The organism is Haloferax gibbonsii, from assembly GCF_001190965.1.
Lineage (GTDB): Archaea > Halobacteriota > Halobacteria > Halobacteriales > Haloferacaceae > Haloferax > Haloferax gibbonsii.
The window spans coordinates 154,777-172,167 of sequence record NZ_CP011949.1; the positions used below are offsets into that span (position 1 = coordinate 154,777).

Annotated in this window: 16 protein-coding genes; 7 read left to right on the forward strand and 9 right to left on the reverse strand. The window is 67.1% G+C overall.

What is annotated here, in order from left to right:
* Nucleotide 1 precedes the first annotated feature (1 nt).
* The 3 genes from ABY42_RS17655 to ABY42_RS17665 all read left to right on the forward strand — a co-directional run bounded on the left by ABY42_RS17655 (nt 2) and on the right by ABY42_RS17665 (nt 3,571).
* Nucleotides 2–1,330: an MmgE/PrpD family protein gene (locus tag ABY42_RS17655; RefSeq protein WP_050460329.1), complete on the forward strand. Its 1,329-nt coding sequence runs from the start codon at nt 2–4 to the stop codon at nt 1,328–1,330.
* A 27-nt stretch (nt 1,331–1,357) separates the two neighbouring features.
* Nucleotides 1,358–2,731: an MmgE/PrpD family protein gene (locus ABY42_RS17660; protein ID WP_050460330.1), complete on the forward strand. Its 1,374-nt coding sequence runs from the start codon at nt 1,358–1,360 to the stop codon at nt 2,729–2,731.
* Between the two features lie 69 nt (nt 2,732–2,800).
* On the forward strand, nt 2,801–3,571 hold the full coding sequence (locus tag ABY42_RS17665) for an IclR family transcriptional regulator (protein WP_004978172.1): 771 nt from the start codon (nt 2,801–2,803) through the stop codon (nt 3,569–3,571).
* A 682-nt stretch (nt 3,572–4,253) separates the two neighbouring features.
* Here the strand turns inward: ABY42_RS17665 and ABY42_RS17670 are convergent.
* Nucleotides 4,254–5,342, reverse strand: coding sequence for a guanosine monophosphate reductase (locus tag ABY42_RS17670; RefSeq protein WP_082220722.1), 1,089 nt, complete (start codon nt 5,340–5,342; stop codon nt 4,254–4,256).
* Between the two features lie 417 nt (nt 5,343–5,759).
* On the opposite strand from ABY42_RS17670, the gene glmU reads away from it, so the two are divergent.
* From glmU to ABY42_RS17685, 3 genes are all read left to right on the forward strand, one after another.
* Complete coding sequence (gene glmU / locus ABY42_RS17675) at nt 5,760–7,016, forward strand: bifunctional sugar-1-phosphate nucleotidylyltransferase/acetyltransferase (RefSeq protein WP_004978167.1); 1,257 nt, start codon at nt 5,760–5,762, stop codon at nt 7,014–7,016.
* 104 nt (nt 7,017–7,120) lie between these two features.
* Nucleotides 7,121–8,518, forward strand: a complete 1,398-nt coding sequence (locus ABY42_RS17680; RefSeq protein ID WP_004978166.1) for a response regulator — start codon at nt 7,121–7,123, stop codon at nt 8,516–8,518.
* A 215-nt stretch (nt 8,519–8,733) separates the two neighbouring features.
* On the forward strand, nt 8,734–9,177 hold the full coding sequence (locus tag ABY42_RS17685; RefSeq protein ID WP_004978164.1) for an Rrf2 family transcriptional regulator: 444 nt from the start codon (nt 8,734–8,736) through the stop codon (nt 9,175–9,177).
* An 11-nt stretch (nt 9,178–9,188) separates the two neighbouring features.
* Here the strand turns inward: ABY42_RS17685 and ABY42_RS17690 are convergent, their stop codons facing one another.
* From ABY42_RS17690 to ABY42_RS17700, 3 genes are all read right to left on the reverse strand, one after another.
* On the reverse strand, nt 9,189–9,557 hold the full coding sequence (locus ABY42_RS17690) for a winged helix-turn-helix transcriptional regulator (RefSeq protein WP_008094018.1): 369 nt from the start codon (nt 9,555–9,557) through the stop codon (nt 9,189–9,191).
* 129 nt (nt 9,558–9,686) lie between these two features.
* Nucleotides 9,687–10,043 (reverse strand): hypothetical protein, encoded by a 357-nt coding sequence (locus tag ABY42_RS17695; RefSeq protein ID WP_004978160.1) that lies wholly within the window; start codon nt 10,041–10,043, stop codon nt 9,687–9,689.
* An 89-nt stretch (nt 10,044–10,132) separates the two neighbouring features.
* A complete protein-coding gene (locus ABY42_RS17700) occupies nt 10,133–10,909 on the reverse strand; it encodes a DICT sensory domain-containing protein (protein ID WP_050460331.1) in 777 nt (258 codons plus the stop codon).
* 161 nt (nt 10,910–11,070) lie between these two features.
* On the opposite strand from ABY42_RS17700, the gene ABY42_RS17705 reads away from it, so the two are divergent.
* Nucleotides 11,071–11,304, forward strand: coding sequence for a hypothetical protein (locus ABY42_RS17705; RefSeq protein WP_004978156.1), 234 nt, complete (start codon nt 11,071–11,073; stop codon nt 11,302–11,304).
* Between the two features lie 60 nt (nt 11,305–11,364).
* Here the strand turns inward: ABY42_RS17705 and ABY42_RS17710 are convergent, their stop codons facing one another.
* The 5 genes from ABY42_RS17710 to ABY42_RS17730 all read right to left on the reverse strand — a co-directional run bounded on the left by ABY42_RS17710 (nt 11,365) and on the right by ABY42_RS17730 (nt 17,227).
* Nucleotides 11,365–11,925: a helix-turn-helix domain-containing protein gene (locus ABY42_RS17710; RefSeq protein WP_050460332.1), complete on the reverse strand. Its 561-nt coding sequence runs from the start codon at nt 11,923–11,925 to the stop codon at nt 11,365–11,367.
* Between the two features lie 194 nt (nt 11,926–12,119).
* Complete coding sequence (gene glmS, locus ABY42_RS17715) at nt 12,120–13,937, reverse strand: glutamine--fructose-6-phosphate transaminase (isomerizing) (protein WP_050460333.1); 1,818 nt, start codon at nt 13,935–13,937, stop codon at nt 12,120–12,122.
* Nucleotides 13,937–15,106 (reverse strand): sugar phosphate nucleotidyltransferase, encoded by a 1,170-nt coding sequence (locus ABY42_RS17720; protein ID WP_050460334.1) that lies wholly within the window; start codon nt 15,104–15,106, stop codon nt 13,937–13,939. The genes glmS and ABY42_RS17720 overlap by 1 nt, the downstream gene beginning before the upstream one ends.
* Nucleotides 15,107–15,570: 464 nt before the next feature.
* Entirely contained in the window at nt 15,571–16,221 is a 651-nt protein-coding gene (locus ABY42_RS17725) for a DUF7344 domain-containing protein (RefSeq protein WP_050460335.1), read from the reverse strand.
* 472 nt (nt 16,222–16,693) lie between these two features.
* Complete coding sequence (locus ABY42_RS17730; RefSeq protein ID WP_050460336.1) at nt 16,694–17,227, reverse strand: DUF7344 domain-containing protein; 534 nt, start codon at nt 17,225–17,227, stop codon at nt 16,694–16,696.
* Nucleotides 17,228–17,391: the final 164 nt, after the last annotated feature.

Here is a 17,391-nt window from a genome sequence, read left to right on the forward strand (position 1 = left end):
GATGACCGACGAAGCGCTCGCGTCGTTCGTGTCCGACCTCGACCGGGGCGACCTCCCCGCGTCGGTCGCCGACCGCGCGTCCCTCGTCGTCGCCGACACCATCGGCGCGGTGCTGGGCGGCGCGTCGGACCCCGCGGTCGCCGCGCTGGCGCGCCGGTGGGCCGACGAGAACGGCGGCGAATCGACCATCATGGGGACCGCGGGCGAGCGGACCTCGGCGTACCGCGCCGCGTTCGTCAACGCGGCCGCCGGGAGCGTCCTCGAACTCGACGAGGGCCACCGCTTCGCGGCCGGCCACCCCGCGATTCACGTCCTCCCCGCGCTCCTCGCGGACGGCGAGTCGGCCTACCGCAGCGGCGACGAGTTCCTGACGGCGTTCGTCGCCGGCTACGAGGCGGCGGTCCGCGCCGCCGAGACGGTCGTCCCGCTCGCCGACGGCCTGCACCCCCACGGCGTCTGGGGCGGCGTCGGCACCGCCGCGGCCGTCTCCCGGCTCCGCGGCCTCGACGCCGAGACGACGCTCGACGCGATGCGCATGGCGGCGAACTACGCCCAGCACACCCGGTTCGAGGCGGCCACGGAGGGCGCGACAGTCAGGAACGGCTACGTCGGGATGAGCAACCTCTCGGGCCTCCTCGCGGTCGACCAGGCCGAATCGGGGTTCACCGGTCTCGACGACGGCGTGGCGCGACACCTCGAACCCGTGGCCGCGGACGGTCCCGACCGGAGCGCCCTCGCCGACGGACTCGGCGAGCGCTGGGAACTCGAGCGCGGCTACTTCAAGGTCCACGCGGCCTGCCGCTACACCCACGCCGCCCTCGACGCCGTGGCGCTCCTCGTCGACGAGACGGGCGTCGACGCGTCCGACATCGAGTCGGTCAGCGTCGAGACGTACCCCGCGGCGGCGGCGCTGTCGGACCCCGCGCCCGAGAACGCGTTGCAGGCGAAGTTCTCTCTCCCCTTCGCCGTCGCCTCGGCGCTGACGGCCGGCGAGACCGGCAAGGAGGCGTTCACCGACGAGGCGCTCACGAAGGCCGCGCTCGGGTTCGCCCGCCGCGTCGACGTGGTCGCCACCGAGGAGTTCGCGGCCCGCGCCCCCGACGAGCGCGGCGCGCGCGTCACCGTCGAGACGAGCGACGGCGAGCGGTACGCCCGCGAGGTGCGCGCCGCCCGCGGCGGCGAGCGTGACCCCTTCACCGAATCGGAACTCCGAGCGAAGTTCGACCGGCTCGTCGCGCCCGTCATCGGCGACGGCGGCGTCGACGACCTCTGGACCGCGGCGACCGAACCCGCCGCCCCCCGCGTGCTCTGCGCCCTCACACGGGCCTGAGCACCCTTTCGACCACGCATTCAGACCATGATTTCACAGGAGCCAGTCCGAGACTGGGAACGACAGGTGTACCGCTTTCTGACCGGCGAGATACCCGACGGCGTGCGCGCCGACGGGGCGCGAATCGTCGCGGACGTGCTCGCGGCGACCGTCGCGGGGGCGGCCGCCCCGCAGCACGCGGGCGTCTTCCGCGACGCGGCGCTGGCCGACGGCCCGGCGTCCGTCCTCGGGACCGACCGCCGCGTCGACCCGTCGCAGGCGGCGCTGTTGAACGCGACGGCGGCGATAACACAGGAGATAGAGGAGGGCCACAACCGGGGCGGCCACGTGGGCGCGAGCATCGTCGCGGGCGCGGTGGGCGTCGCCGAGGCCCGCGACGTCGACGGCGAGACGTTCGTGGACGCCTGCGTCCGCTCCTACGAGCTGTGCGCGCGCTTCGAGTACGCCATCTTCGCGATGAAGGCCCGGATGAACGAGGCGATTCCGTGGCTCGTCCGCGACCCGCACTCGACGTGGACGACGCTCGGACCGGCGCTGACCGCCGCCGTCTGCGCGGGGCAGTCGCCCGACGAAGTGCGCGAGACGGTCCGCACCGCGCTGAATCTCGCGGTCGTCTCCATGCACGACCCCTTCGCCGAGGGCGCGCCGTCGCGGAACGTCACCGCCGGCTTCTCCGCGCAGGCCGGCGTGAGCGCCGCGACGCTGACCGCCGCCGGACTCCGCGGGTCGCCCGCAGCGATGGAGGCCGTCTACGACCCGTTCGAGACGCTCCTCGGTGACGGCGAGTTCGCCGCCCTCTTCGACTCGCTCGGCGACGACTGGTGGATTACCGAGGCCTACCAGAAGCCGTACCCGTCGTGTCGCTACACCCACGCCCCGCTCGACGCCCTGCGGGACGCCGGTGCGGACGACCTCACGCCCGCCGACGTGGACCGAATCGACGTGTACACCTACCGCAACGGCGTCGATATGAGCCACGCGCGACCCGAGACGCTCACCGCGGCGAAGTTCTCGACGCCGTACGTTCTCGCCCGCTGGGTCGCGGACGGACGCGTCGAACTCGACCACTTCCTCGAAGACGCGCTCGGCGACGAGGCCGTACAGGCGCTCTCGGAGCGCGTCCACCTGCACGCGGACGAGGCGTTCGAGCGGGCGTTCCCCGACGACTGGGGCGCGCGCGTCGAAGTGACCGCCCGCGACGGGAGCCGCTACGTCGGCGAGCGCGAGTACCCCCGCGGCGACTACCGCGACCCGCTCTCGGGGGCCGACCTCGCCTCGCGCAACCGCGACCTGCTCGCGTTCGGTCTCGGCGACGACGCCGCAGACGAGGCGCTCGACGCGCTCTCGGCGGTGGATTCGAGTCCGGTCCGCGAGACCGTCGCCGCGCTGACGCGGGACTAGTCCGAACGCTCGTTCGGGTTCCCCGAACGAAACGCCAACAATTATTACCGCACTCAGTCATTGATAACTATGAACACGGACGGGCGCGAGACGGCCGGGACAATCGGCGCTACGAAAACGTCGTTCGGCATCGTCGAACACATCAGAGACCACGACGCGAGCGGGGTGTCGGAGATAGCGAACGACCTCGGCATCTCGAAGAGCACGGCCCACAACCACCTCAAGACGCTCGCGGAGCTCGGCTACGTCGTCAGGCAGGGCGACGAGTACGCGCTGGGTCTGAAGTTCCTCGACCTCGGCGACCACGCACGGACGCGACACGCGCTGTATCACGCTTCCATCGGCGAGATGGACGACCTCGTCGAGGCCGTCGGCGAGCGCGGACAGGTGATGGTCGAGGAGAACGGCCGCGGCGTCTACATCTATCAGGTGAAGTCCGAACAGGGCCTCCAGACCGACTCGCACATCGGCACGACGGTCGACCTCCACACCACGTCGGTCGGCAAGTCCTACCTGGCCTTCTGCGACGAGGAGCGCCGAAACGAGATTCTCGACGGCGAACTGACGCGGCTGACGACGAAGACGATAGACGACCGCGACGCCCTCGAAGCCGAGTTGGCGACGATTCGCGAGCGCGGCTACGCCTTCAACGACGAAGAGCGCATCACCGGCATGCGGGCGGTCGGCGCGCCGATTCTCTCCGACGACGGGACCATTCTCGGCTCTATCAGCGTCTCCGGTCCCACCACCCGGATGAAAGGCGAGTGGTACCACACGGAAGTGCCGGAGATGGTGACGCAGGCCGCCCGCGTCATCGGCATCCGCGCGACGTACTCGTAATCGCCTCGCAGTGACGAACGTCCGTTCGGCTGTGCTGTATTTCGTGCGATATTTGACGGTTGACGTGCGCGACATCCGGTGTCCGGAGACCGAGTCGACCGAGCGCGGAATCAGATTACACACTTATGCTTGTAACGCATCTCCGAGAGAGTCGGCCCCGACATTCGTAACACGGGGCGACTGGCTCGCGAGTCGGTAGCTTCGAGGCGATTCACTCCTGACGAATATATAAGAAAATCAGATACAGCCTACAATTTGATAGTTCTTTTCGAAACGGGAATCAAAACGCGAGAAAGGTGGCCAGTCAACCGTAGCGACACGACTGTGACCGGCCGAGGGAATACGTTCGTCAGCCTGAGCTAATCACCTCAAATCACCATCTGACGGCGTTATTGTGGCATCGAGCCCACAACAGCATCACTGATTCATCCCCGTATATTAGACGCTGAACGTCCGTTCGATTCGCTTCGTCACGCGGTCAGTCATGGATAGACAGACAGATAACTAAACCGATACATGTGCAAATATATCGGATAAATGCTGTTGTGTCCGGTTCGGCTCCGGCGACTGCCGAGAGGGGATGCGGCGGCGGTCGAGAGCGGCGGCAGTCGAGAGCGCCGCCGCTCGAAGCGGTCGGCTGGGCGGGGACCGCGCGTGTCCCGGTCGCCGGCCGCGGAGCGAGTCAGTCGGCCATCGGGGCCTGTAACTCGCGTTCGACCTCGTCGTCGACCTCGACGGGACCCTCGGCGAAGACGACGCCGTGGGCACCCTCTCGCTCCTTGGCGCTCGCCGCGACGCGGACGAACGACGCCTTCTCGCGGGCGTCCGGGATAGTGTGACCGCCGCAGTAGCTCACACCCGAGCGAACCCCGCCGAGGAACTCCTCGACGAGCGGTTCGACCGGCCCCTTGTGGGGCGTGAGCGCCTCGACGCCCTCGCCCGCGTCGACGTCGCTCTGTTTGTCGTCGCGGTCGTCGGCGGCCTCTGTCGAGGCCATCCCGCGGGAGCGCTTGTACGTCTCGCCGTCGACCTCGACGACGCGGCCCGGTGCCTCGTCGGTGCCGGCGAAGAAGCTCCCCATCATGACGGTGTCCGCGCCGGCCATGAGCGCCTTCGCGGCGTCGCCGGAGGTCCGAATCCCCCCGTCGGCCATGACGTGGATGCCGAGGTCGTGCGCCCGCTCGGCGCACTCCGAGACGGCCGTGAGCTGCGGATAGCCCGCGCCCGCGACCTCGCGGGTCGTGCAGTGCGAACCCGGCCCGACACCGACTTTCACACAGCCCGCGCCGGCCTCCCAGAGGTCTTCGACGGCCGCCGGCGTGACGACGTTACCCGCGACGATTTCGGGGTCGAACTCGTCGCGAATCCGTTCGACGGCGTCCAGACACCGCTCCATGTGCCCGTGAGCGATGTCCATGACGACGGCGTCGGCGCCGGCGTCGAGGAGCGCCTCGGTCCGGTCGAGGTAGTCCTCGTTGATGCCGACCGCGCCCGAGACGGTCCCGCCCGCCTCGGCGACGCGGCGGACCTGTTCGGCCTGCTCGTCCACGTCGAGGAAGCGGTGGACGACGCCGAGGCCGCCGAGGCCGGAGAGCGCCGCCGCGAGGTCCGCTTCGGTCACGGTGTCCATGGCCGCGCTGACGAGCGGCGTGTCGAGGCGCAAGTCCGGCGTCACGTTGGTCGAGAGGTCCACGTCGCTCCGGCTGTCGACCGGGGAGCGCTGTGGGACCAGCAATACGTCTCCGTAAGAGAGTCCTGTGCGAATCTCCATCGTAACCCTCCACAGCCGAAGGGTGGGACGGTAATAACGCCCACGAACGCGGTTCGCGTCGCCGCGGAACGAAACTATTACGCGCTGGCGCTCGTCTGTTAACTAACACACGGCGCCGCGTGTCGTGCGAATCTCCAACCCATCGTAACCCCAAGACGTTCGCCGTTCGCGGGCCGTGTGGTTCGAACCGTTCGCGAGCGACGGCGTCGCGCGGGAGCGAAGTATCGAACTCGAATCCGGGGCAGGGTTCGCAAGCGTTTTGTTAGACTGATATTGACAGAGACGTGCCGTACCGACCGTACCACCTCGAGTCGGTCACGGTAGGTGGACCAGAGGCAACCCACAGCGTCGCGATTGGTCCCTGTCTCGTACTTCCCGGACCGAAGGAATTTCTTCCGGGGAGTTCCTTACGCAGGTATGCAGACTGTCATTCTCGCCGCCGGCCGCGGCACCCGGATGCGTCCGCTCACGGACCGCCGACCCAAGCCGATGCTCCCCGTGGCCGACCGGCCGCTCGTCGCACACACCGCCGACGCCGCCGTCGAGGCGGGCGCGACGGACATCACGCTCGTCGTCGGTTACGAGGCCGATGACGTGCGCGACTACTTCGGCGACGAGCGCGCCGGCGTCCCGGTCGAGTTCGCCGTGCAGTCGGAACAGCGCGGGACGGCCGACGCGGTCCGCGCCGCGGCCCCCCATCTCGACCCCGACGAACCGTTCGTCGTCCTCAACGGCGACGCGCTGTACGACGTGCCGTCGCTTTCGACGCTGTACGAGGGGACGCCCGCGGTCGGGTCGTTCCGCGTCGACGACCCGAGTTCCTACGGCGTCCTCGACACCGACGACGAGGGCTTCGTCACCGGCGTCGTGGAAAAACCCGAACACCCGCCGTCTGACCTCGTTAACGCCGGCGCGTACGTCTTCCCGGCCGAGGCCCACGGCTGGCTCGACGTGGACGAGAGCGACCGCGGCGAACTCGAACTGACCGACGTACTCGCGGCGACCTGCGAGGCCTACGACGTGCGCGGCGTCGCCTTCGACCGCTGGCTCGACGTGGGGCGACCGTGGGAGCTTCTCGAAGCCAACGAGTGGAAGCTCGGCGAACTCGAGCCGCGAATCGACGGCGACGTGTCCGAGCGCGCCGAGCTCGACGGGCCGGTCGTCGTCGAGGAGGGCGCGACGGTTCGCTCCGGCGTGGTCATCGAGGGGCCGGTGCTCGTCCGCAGCGGGGCCACCGTCGGACCGAACGCCTACGTCCGCGGGCACACGCTCGTCGGCGAGAACGCCAAGGTCGGCCACGCGGTCGAGGTGAAAAACAGCGTCCTGATGGAGGGCGCGACGGTCGGTCACCTCTCGTACGTCGGCGACAGCCTCCTCGGCCGCGACGTGAACTTCGGCGCGGGGACCAAGGTCGCGAACCTCCGCCACGACGGCGAGCCCGTCCGACAGATGCTCAAGGGCGAACTCGTCTCCTCGGGCCGCCGGAAGTACGGCGTCGTCCTCGGCGACGGGGTGAAAACCGGCATCAACGCCTCGCTGAACGCGGGTGTCAGAATCCCGACCGGCGGGACGGTCAAACCCGGTGAGTCCGTGCTCTACGACCGCATCGACGGCGACGGCGACGGCGCGAGCGTCGAGACGGACGGCGACTCGCCGACCGCCGACGACGACTGACCGAGACGCCGCGAGAGCGCCCGTCTCGCCGGTTCGTGACACTATGAAAACATTTAATCCACCAAACAGTTATCAGACACAATAGCGAAGAATCACGACAGTACATGGACGGGACCGAGGGGGAGTCACCGACGATACGCGTGCTCTACGTCGACGACGACGAGGGGCTGTTGGCGCTGACGAAGCGGTTTCTCGAATCGACGGACGACGGTATCGAGGTCGAGACGACCGACTCGCCGCAGCGGGCGCTGGCGCTCCTCGAAAGGGAGTCGTTCGACGCGGTCGTCTCCGACTACCAGATGCCCGAGATGTCGGGTCTCGAACTCCTGTCGGTGCTCCGCGACGAGCGCGGCTCCGACATTCCCTTCGTCATCTTCACCGGGCGGAGCCGCGAGGAGGTCGCCATCGAGGCGCTGAATCTCGGCGCGGACAGCTACCTCCAGAAGGGCGGCGACCCGACGGCGCAGTACGGCGTCCTCCGGCAGACGCTCGTCAGAATCACGGAACACAGGCGCGCGGAGCAGCGCCTCCGGGAGCGCGAGGCGCATCTCCGCGTCACCCTCGACTCCATCGCCGAGGGCGTCGTCGCCACCGACGCCGGCGGGACGGTCACCCAGCTGAACCGAACGGCCGAGGAGATAACCGGCTACGACGCCGACGCCGCCGTCGGCAAGCCGCTTTCTGACGCGTTCCACCTCGTCAACGCGGAGACCGGCGAACGCATCGACCCGATGCAGCGCGTCGCCGAGGCGGGCGGGCCGGTCGAACTCGGCGCGGGAACGAAACTCGTCACGAGCGACGGCGACGAGCGGTACATCGAAGACAGCATGTCGCCCATCAGGACCGACGACGGGGAAGTCGAAGGGGTCGTCGTCGTGTTCCGCGACGTGACCGAGGCGTACCGCGAGCGGGAACGAAGAGAGCGCCAACGGCGGGCGCTCATCGACCTCGCGACCGACGAGACGGTCATCGCGGGGTCGTTCGAAGACGCCCTCCCGCGCATCACCGAGACGATGGCGACGGTGCTGAGCGTCGAGCGGGCGAGCGTCTGGCTGTTCGACGACGCCGAGACGCTCCGCTGTGTCGACCAGTACGACCAGGTGTCGGGCGAGCACACGGCCGGGGGGACGCTAACTGCGTCAAACTACCCGTCGTACTTCGAGGCGCTGGAGGCGAATCGGTCGCTCGGCGTCGACGACGTTCAGACCGACCCCGCGACCGCCGAACTACGGAACGGCTACCTCGAACCGAAGGGCATCACGTCGATGCTCGACGCGACAGTCAGGTCGGGCGGCGAGGTCGTCGGCGTCGTCTGTCACGAACACGTCGGCGAGCCGCGGCAGTGGCGGACCGACGAACTGCGGTTCGCCGCGGAGGTCGCCGACAACGTGGTCATCGCGCTCATGCGGGCGACCGACGTCGACGCGCTCCCGCCGAACGACGAGGGGGACGGGGCGGGGGAGGCGAACGCAGACGAGAGCGCTGACGAAAACGGAGAGTGAACCGACCGCCGCACGGGTCGACCCGCCCGAGTCGGCCGACTCCGGGTCTACTTTTCGTCCGTTCGGAACCCCATCCGGTCAGTTCTCGTGACCGAATTCGAATATCGAACCCCCGATTCGGTTCGGGGGTTGAAAAACGTCGATTCCGCGGAGAATCCGGCGAAATCGGCGCATCACCGTGAAATCTAAAATGCCCGTAGCTCCAAAGAACGTGTATGTCGAACAGCAGCCGATTCGTCGTCGCGACGCACGTGCTGACTAACTTGGCGGTGCGGAGCGACGAGCGGCTGTCTTCCGACCGTCTCGCGTGGAGCGTCAACACGAACCCGGTGGTCATCCGTCAGCTTCTGTGTTCGCTCCGGGAGGCGGACCTCGTCGATTCCAAGCGCGGTCCGACCGGCGGTTTCACGCTGGCCCGCGAGCCGGACGCCATCACGCTTCGCGACATCTACGAGGCGGTGGAGGACGCCGAGCCGTTCTGTTTCCACACGAACGAACCGAACGACGAGTGCACCGTCGGCGAACACATCCAGCCGGTCCTCGGCGAACTGCTCGAGCCGGCGATTCAGGCGATGCTCGACGAACTCGACTCGGTCACCGTCGCGGAGGTCCACGAGGCGATTTTCGAGACGGCGGACGGCGACCCGCTCGAAGTGTAGTGTAGCGCCGCTCAGACCGTCGACTGGACCGTCTCGGCTTCGGCCGACTCTTCGTGCTCGGCGTCGAGCCACTCGGTGGCCCACTCCTGTATCTCGTCGAACACCGGGCACAGCGAGACGCCCTTGTCGGTCAGCGAGTAGTACGTCGCGACCGGCGCGTCCTCTTCCATCCGGCGGTCGACGAAGCCGTGTTCCTGCAGGTCGTCGAGGACGCGAGAGAGCGTCCGCGAACTCGCGCCGGTCGAGCGCTTCAGTTCGTTGAACCGCTTTTCACCGTCTTGGAGGTCGTGGAGGACGATGAGACGCCACTGCGACCCGATCTGCTTCAGCGAGTCGATGATGGGACAGGGGGCGTCGTCGAGGTTCATATCCGTGGCCATACACTCACCTCGGTTCCGACCCTCTTTAGCGGTTCGGTTAGTTTACCTGCTTTCGAAACGTTACCTGATTCGCCACCGGGCCGGTTGACCAGTTGGCCGGTCGACCGGCCGACTAGCCGACCGGTCCGCTCAGGCGAGCAACCGCGAGAGAAGGAGAAATACGCGCTTGAGATTCTTCGAGAGGCTCGACTGGTTCTCCGAGAAGAGTATCACCTCATCGTCCAACGCGTGAATCTGCAGGCACCGACCTCGGTCGGACAGGTCTTTGAGTTCGATTCCTCGGACCGAGTCGAGCGGGACGATGAGGTAGCGGTACTCTTCGTCTTGGATGTCGGCGTTACAGTGGTCGCCGTAGACGTGGATGCTCCGCTCCGTGACCGCGAGTTCGTAGCCGATGTAGCTCATCCCGGCGATTTCGGCCCCGGCGCGGCCGCCTTTGACCTTGCCTTTCAGGTTCGAGGCGTCGAGGAGGATTCCGTCAACCATACCGCCCGGTTCCGGGCGGGCGTTGGTAAGTATTCGCGCCCAGTTCTCCGAATTGATTCTGTGGGCAAGTACAAAGAATCGAACCCGAGTCAGTGGCTAAAATTCGGTCGAACGGTCATCTGACGACGGGGACCGACGTCGCCCGAGCCATCGGATTCGATAATCGAGTACGACGAGACGAGGTGGTTGACGATGTAGTCGACCGTCGAGGGGTCGTACGTCCAGAAGCCGGTGAAGCCGAACCCCGGTTCGGGCTCCTCGGCGACGAGCGCGCACTTGTAGTCGCCGACGCCGTTGCCGTCGTAGGCGACGAACCAGGAGCGCCGAATCTCGTCGGAGCGCGCGAGGTGGAGTTGGAACTGGTCGGCCTGCGGGACCTCGCCGTTCGGGTAGATGTACGCGTGGACCGAGAGGTCGTCGCGGTCGCCGAGACGGCGGTACGTTTCGAGTTGCGGCCGGAGGTTTCCGCCGGACTGGAAGCCCGAGTGGAGTTCGCCCGCGCCGACGCGCCACGCGCGGTCCTCGATTTCGCGGGTGGCGTTGAGCATCTTCCGACGGTCGTAGGAGGTAAACAGCGTCTCGTCGAGGTGGTCGAGAATCGGCGCGTACGAGTCGCGTTCGAACCCCGGTTCGACGTCCTCGGGGCGCGTGAGGAGGTCGTCGACCGAGACCGCCGTGTGGAACTTGTCGCCGGTACCCAGCACCGCGTAGTTCGAAGGGCCCTCGTCGGAACTCGCAGACTCCACCGAGACGTTTCGATCCGCAAAGTGCTCGGCGAGTCGCTCGACGACGCCGGGGGTCGGATTGAACACCGTCAGTGTTCGCTCCGAGGCGGCGACGCCGGAGATGAGTTCGCTGAGAGACATTATCGGGGAAACGCTACACCGGGTTATTATTCTTTGCAATAATGTGGTATGCGAATCGGAGCGATTCCGGAGCCGAACGCGGCCGGCACCCCGGTGAGTAAGGAGTCGCTACCGGGGGCCCGCGGATTCCTAACTAACCAGTTTCGGGGTGTATATTCGGTATGATTTCCGACGCCCCTCACACCCGCCCGTCCGCGGAAGTCGACGACGAACCCGGGACGGACGCCAGTTCGTGGTTCACCGCCGAGGTGCCCGATATCGTCGCCGGGCTCGAATCCTCGCAGTCCATCGGACCGCTCACCGCCGCGGCCGCCCGCGAACTCATCGCGGTCGGACGCGCGAGAGACGCGCTCGCGCTCGTCCTCGGCGAAGTCGACGGGTCGTGGCGGCGGTAGGACGGCGAGAGCCCGCGAGAAAGCGACGCGGCGAACGAACCGACATCGGCGGTCGGCGGACTACTCCTCACGCGAATTCGTGTCTCTGACGTACAGTTCCACCAGCGAATCGAGCAGGTGCGGCGCCAGTCGGAACCGAACGTCCACGCTGTTCTGCTCGCGGTCGTACGCGAGCTGTTGGACGTCTATCGCGGCCAGAAGCGTGCGCATCGCGTCGACGACGTAGTTGCTCGACCCCGCCTCGACGCGGAGGCTGTCGCCGAGGTGAATCGAGAGGCCGTCGACGACCGTCTCGTAACACGTCTTGCTCGGCGCGTCGATTCGCTGCGTTCGCTCGACGAGCCCGAGGCTCGAAAGCGTCTCGAGGCGGCGGTAGATGGTCGATTCGGAGACGTCGCAGTTCTCCGCGAGCTCCTCCGCGGTCATCGGCGCGCGGTTGCACGCCAACAGCACGTCCCGCGAGACCTCGTCACCGAGCGCGTCGAGGAGGTCGTCGTCCGACGACTCGGGAGGAATGTCGGTCTCGTCCGTCGCCGGGTGAGCGTCGCTCTCGTCGGTCAGCGGGCCCGGAGGGTCGTCTGCGGCCGAAAGAACGTCGTCCACGAGGTCGCGTCGGGTCATCGCGTGTTACCTGACGCGGGCAGGTAATATGTAATCGGTGCCTACAGTCGAGATAATATTCACTTATCGCCGAACGTTCGCGAACACCTGAAAATGGCGGGTCGGACGCCGGAATCGAGCGTCGACGGCGGATTAATGGGCGCAAAATACGGAGGGCAGGCGGGGTTACCCGCCGCGTCACGTCGCCGCGCTTCTCACTCGACGGTGACGCACTTGGCGAGGTTACGCGGCTTGTCGATGGGCCGTTCGAGCAGGTCCGCCGCGTGGTACGCGACGAGCTGGAGCTGGACGTTGGCGAGGACGCCGGCGATGTCGGGGTGCGTGTCCGGAATCCGGAGCACGTGGTCGGCGAACTCGGTCACCTCGCCCGAGCGGTCGCTCGTGATGGCGATGACGGGCGCGCCGCGAGCCTGGACCTCCTTGACGTTGCTCAGCGTCGCCTCGTCGTCGTGGCCGGTGAAGATGGCGAACACCGGCGACAGCGGCGTGACGAGCGCCAGCGGCCCGTGTTTGAGTTCCGAGGCGGCGAACCCCTCGGCGTGTTCGTAGGATATCTCCTTGAACTTCAGCGCGCCTTCGAGGGCGACGGGGTGGGCGACCCCGCGGCCGATGAAGAAGTACGCGTCGCTGCCCTCGTACTCGATGGCAATCTCGCGGGCCATCGAGGTGTCGAGCACCTCCTGCACGTCGCCCGGGAGCCGCGACAGGGCCTCCATCAGGTCGCGCGCGGCGGGCGACTTCGCACCGGTCACGTCCTCGACGATGCGCTCCGTGAGGAGCGTCAGCGCCGTCACCTGCGACGAGAACGTCTTGGTGGCCGCGACGCCGATTTCGGGACCCGCGCGGATGAGCAGTTCGTCGTCGCACTCGCGGGTTATCGACGAGCCGACGACGTTCGTGACCGCGAGGGTCCGCGCGCCGGCGGCGCGGGCGCGGCGCACGGCGTCGAGGGTGTCGGCGGTCTCACCGGACTGGCTGACCGCGACGACGAGCGTGTCGGGCGTCACCGGCGGCTTGATGACCGAGTACTCGCCCGCCATGAACGCGTAGGCGGGGATGCCCCGGGAGTTGAGCAGCGACGCCGCGTACATTCCGGCGTGGTGCGAGGTGCCCATCGCGAGGAGGTGGACCTGCTTCACGTCGGCGAACGACTCCGGCGGGAACTCCTCGAGTTCGACGCCGCCGGCGTGGGTGTTCAGGCGGCCCTGCGTGGTCCGCCGGAGCGCGCCGGGCTGCTCGTGAATCTCCTTGTACATGTAGTGCTCGTAGCCGCCCTTCGTCGCCGTCTCGGGGTCCCACTCGACGTGTTCGACGGGGCGGTCGACCGCGCGGCCGGCCGAGTCGGTGATTTCGTAGCCGTCCGAACGGGTGACGACGAAGTCGCCGTCGTGGAGGTAGACGACGCGCGCCGTGTGCTGGATGAACGCGGGCACGTCGCTGGCGAGGAAGTACTCGCCGTCGCCGACGCCGAGGACCAGCGGCGACCCGGAGCGGGTCGCGAAGATGGCCTCCTCGTCGCCGATGATGGCCGCGATGGCGTAGCTCCCCGAGAGGCTGCCGACCGCGGCGCGGAACGCCTCCTCGGGGGTCGCGCCGTCGCGGAGGTTCTCCTCGATGAGGTGCGGGACGACTTCGGTGTCGGTCTCGCTGCTGAAGACGTGGCCGCGGGACTCGAGGTCGCTGCGGAGCGACTGGAAGTTCGAGATGATACCGTTGTGGACGACGGCGATGCGGCCCGACTCGTCCGTGTGCGGGTGAGCGTTACCGTCGGTGACGCCGCCGTGGGTCGCCCAGCGGGTGTGGCCGATGCCGTAGTCGCCGGCGATGGGGTTCTGCTCGACGGCCGCGACGAGCTCGGAGACCTCGCCGACGCGCTTCGTCAGCGAGATGCCCGAGCCGTTCTTCACGGCGATGCCGGCCGAGTCGTAGCCGCGGTACTCCAGCCGCTGGAGTCCGTCGACGAGCGAGTCCACGGAGTTGTCCGCGCCGATGCAGGCGGTGATTCCGCACATCAGTGAGTCACCTCCACGCGCTCGCGAACGTCGCCGTGTAAGACCGTGCCAGGGCCGACGACGGCCTCCGCGCCGACGCGACTACCCGCCGTGAGCGTCACGTTCGCGCCGACCTCGGCGCGGTCGCCGATGATGCTGCCGAGCCGGCGGTCGGTGTAGAGCCGGCCTTCGAGGATGACGTCCGCCCGGCCGCCGGGCGAGACGACGCCGTCGCCGACGGTCGCGCCGGGGCCGACGACGGAGTCGCGGAGGACGACGCCCGCGCCGATCCGCGCGTCGGTCGAGAGGATGGAGCGCTCGATGACGCTGTTCGCGCCGACCGAGACGTTGTCTTGGAGGCACGAGCCGGCGCTGATGACCGCGCCCGGCCCCACGTCGCAGTCCTCGCCGACGACGACGTGGTCGCCGACGAGCGCGCGCTCGTGAATCCGCGCCGACTCGGCGACTGCGGAGTCGTGTCTGCGCGCGAGGAGCGTCTCCGTCACGGAGAGGAGCCCCCACGGGTGCGAGGGGTCGAGCCAGCCGCCGTTGACGAGGACGGACGTGACGTGCCCGTCGAGGTAGTGAATCACGTCGGGGAGTCGCGTCTCGCCGTCGTGCGGCGGGATGCGCCGGAGCGCCTCGAAGACGGCGTCGTCGAAGACGTAGACGCCCGCGTTGACGAGGTAGCCCTCGCTGTCGACGGCGTGTTCGTCGATGTCGGCGATGCGGCCGTTGTCCTCGACGACGACGCCGTACTCCTCGGGCGTGTCGGACTCGGCGACCGCGACCGTCGCCACCGAGTCGGTCGTCGAGAAGCGTTCGAGCACCGACGAGACGATGTCGGCGTCGACGACGTTGTCGCCGTTGCAGACGACGAAGGGGCCGGAGACGAGCCCCTCGGCGAGGAGGAGCGCGTGGCCGCTGCCGAGACGCGAGTCCTGGTGGACGAACTCGATGTCCGCGTCGGAGTAGGTCGCAGAGAGGTGCGACTGGATGCGGTCGGCCCGGTGGCCGACGACGACGACGACGCGCTCGATACCCGATTCGAACAGCGCGTCGAGGACGTACTCGACGACCGGCCGGTTGGCGACGGGGAGCATCGGCTTCGGTTGGAAGGTGGTGAGCGGGCGGAGCCGTCGCCCCTCGCCGGCCGCGAGGACGACCGCCTCGGTGATGCGGTCGTTCATTCGCGCCCTCCCGCGAGCGACGGACGTTCGGAACGTGGCCGTGACGGTGAGTGAGTCATAGAGGGAACAGGGACGGCGACGGGGATTGTTATACAGAGGGTTCCCCGAACCGGTCGCGCGTTAGGGTCGCGTGTGAGACTGTTGCAAGCGGCGAAAGCCGGCCTAAATCGGGAGGCAGGCGGGTTCGGCCGCTCCTAATCGGTGGGCATTCATCCGATGGTGTCGCCGAGCGGCCGAAGCCGCCACGTCGGTTGCGCGGTCTGCGAATCACACCCGCGAGTCGAGAACGGGAGCGCGAGAGCCAGAAGCGGAGTGGGAACGAGAGAGTCTGAGAGAACGGACGTCGACGTGCGAGCGGCGACCAAGGCCGCCGCTGTTCGAACGCAGGTCGAAGTAAAATCCGAGTTGTTCGTTGATCCGAGTTGTCCGTTGTATCGTTCGCGACGCGGGCGCGCGAGACCGGCTCAGAGGTTGAGGCGGCCCTTGTACGACTCCATCGCGGTGATGGCCATGAGCGTCGCGGTGCTCAGCACGGCCCAGCCGGCGGCCGGAATCTGTTCGAGACCGGGGACGCCGAGCAGGCCGCCGGAGACGGTCGCGGCCACGCCGGCGGCGATGGCGAGGTTCCGTTTCGGCGACGCGGCGAGCGGCGCCGCCTGCTCGTCGTCGGTCTCGGTGCTGACGACGTCGCCGTCGAGGTACTGGTCGAGCTGCTTCGCGGTGTCGAGAAGCGTGATGTCACCGCGGTTCTTCTCGAAGTCGACGATGCCCGCCGAGTCCATCTTCGGGAGGTGACACTGGTACAGACCGATGTACACCCGCTTTCGCTGACTCGACGACAGCGCCTTTATCTCGATGCCGTTTTCCTTCGCGGCGATGAACTCGGCCATGTCGCCGAGCTTCGCCTCGCCGTCGTTCTCCTTGAGGTACCGGAGCGCGTCGCGCCGGCGTTGGTTCTTCAGAATCTCGAAGACGACGTCCTTCGAGAGCGCTTCGATTTCGGGTTGTTGTTGCTGTTCGGAAACCGCGTGAGACCCACCAGTCGTCTCCGCGAGTTGTTCGTTCGTCGTCTGGTCAACAACATCGGTGTCAGCTTGTAATGAATCGGTAACCATTGTTCCTTCCTCCCCCACTGTGTAGTCGGGTGCTACCGAGTGACGTGGTCAGTCGAGAGGGGAGACCACGTGACGTTTAGCACAGACCACAACCTTTGGATGCGCCCCACCAAGCGCGCCCCAGATTCAGAGGGTCAATCAACTAATAGGTTAAACGAGGATATATACTTGTCTGAGAATCCCACACTCTGATTTGTCCGACTGTTAGGGACGCAAAATCTGCGAGTAAACTGGTTGTAACAATCTATACTAACTCAGACTTTCAATGTATCCGATAGTAGCGTAGTCCTACCGCGAAGTGGCAGGGTGTCCCGGTTTTCCGTCTAAGGAAGCCGTTATCGAGAGGGACATCAAACTCGACTGGCAGTTAAACTCACGGATTCGACGATTCGGCAGTAGCACCGACTGAGAATACGCGAGCGCGCCGGAGCGGGTGCCCACGGCGGTCGCGAGATGACGGTTTATCGGGCGGTTATTCCACGAGCGCTTCGAAGGCGTCGGCCGAGGTGCCCTCGCGTCGCTCGGAGAGGTACTGCGCGAACACCAGCGCGAGGAGCGCCGCGGAGACGAACACCGCGATTGCGCTCCACGAGACGAGCGCGAATCCCGGGAGCCCCGCCCACACCCCGAGGATGAGCACCCAACTGAGCGCGCCGAGAAGCGCGTAGTACCGGCTCCACGACTCGCGTGCGTCGGGTTGCATCCAGAAGAACCCCCGCTTGGCGACGTTCGGGACGAGTTCGACGGAGCGCTCCTCGTCGTCGTAATCGACCAGCCCGGCGCTCTCGAGTTTCGGGAGGTGCGTCTGGTACAGCGAGATATACACGCGCTGTCGCTCTTCGTCGGTCACGTCGTCGACCGCCGTGCCGTTCTCTCGAGCCGCGACCATCGCCGCGAGTTGCTTCAACGAGATTGCTTCGCCCGCGCGGTGGAGGAAGTAGAGAATCTGCCTCCGGCGCGAGTTACTGAGGATGCGAAAGAGCTCGTCTTTTGATAGGGTTGTCATCGTCGTGTTCGGGGGCGGTCCTCGCACGCGATGCGAAAGGGGGAGCCGACCCGGTTGAGTCGTAGTACACCACAACCGACCTTTGTTATCGTGACGTTTCCGGGAGGCACCGGACCGGTTTCTAACGGGGATTAAGCTCATCTTCACGCGATATTTACTCGGAG